Source organism: Mesorhizobium sp. M1E.F.Ca.ET.063.01.1.1, assembly GCF_003998155.1.
Taxonomy (GTDB): Bacteria; Pseudomonadota; Alphaproteobacteria; order Rhizobiales; family Rhizobiaceae; genus Mesorhizobium.
The window spans coordinates 1-946 of record NZ_RZSC01001291.1 but is presented as its reverse complement, the minus strand read 5'-3'; the positions used below and the strand labels follow the sequence as shown (position 1 = coordinate 946).

1 pseudogene is annotated in these 946 nt (G+C 65.3%); it reads right to left on the bottom strand.

The window, feature by feature from the left end:
• Positions 1-42 precede the first annotated feature (42 nt).
• Positions 43-946 (bottom strand): annotated as a pseudogene (locus EOA29_RS38025) (sodium/proton-translocating pyrophosphatase); the annotation flags it as partial.

The following is a 946-nucleotide window of genomic DNA, read 5'->3' as shown; positions in this document are numbered from 1 at the left end:
GCCGCTCGTCGTCTATTTCGGTGTGTTCCTGATCTCGGGCTCGAAGGCCGAGGCCTTCGAGCCCGAGATCAGGAACACACCGAAATAGACGACGAGCGGCGCCAGGACCGGCAGCAGCGACGGGATGATCATCTCGCGGATCGCCGCCCTGGTGAGAAGGTCGACGGCGCGCGCATAGTTCGGCTTCGAGGTGCCGGCCATGATGCCCTTGTCCTCGCGGAACTGCTTGCGCACTTCCTCGACGATCGAGCCCGCGGCGCGGCCGACGGCGGTCATGGCGATGCCGCCGAACAGATACGGGATCAGGCCGCCGAAGATCAGGCCGGCGACGACGTAAGGGTTGGAGAGGTCGAAGGAAACCTCACCCATGCCCTGGAAGTAGGGATACTTGTCGCCGTTGGCCGCGAAGAACTTCAGGTCGTTCGAATAGGCGGCGAACAGCACTAGTGCGCCAAGGCCGGCGGAGCCGATGGCATAGCCCTTGGTCACCGCCTTGGTGGTGTTGCCGACCGCGTCGAGCGCGTCGGTGGAATGGCGCACTTCCTTGGGCAGGCCGGACATCTCGGCGATGCCGCCGGCATTGTCGGTAACCGGGCCGAAGGCATCGAGCGCCACGATCATGCCGGCGAGGCCGAGCATGGTGGTGACGGCGATCGCCGTGCCGAAGAGGCCGCCGAGCTGATAGGTGGCGATGATGCCGCCGACGATGACGATTGCCGGGAGCGCCGTCGATTCCAGCGAGACCGCGAGGCCCTGGATGACGTTGGTGCCGTGGCCGGTCACAGACGCCTGGGCGATCGAATTCACCGGGCGCTTGTTGGTGCCGGTGTAGTATTCGGTGATCACCACGATGAGCCCAGTCACCAGCAGACCGATCAGGCCGCAGATGAACAGGTTCTTGCCCGTGATGGCGAGGCCGCCGACATTGCCGATCTCGCCCCAGCCC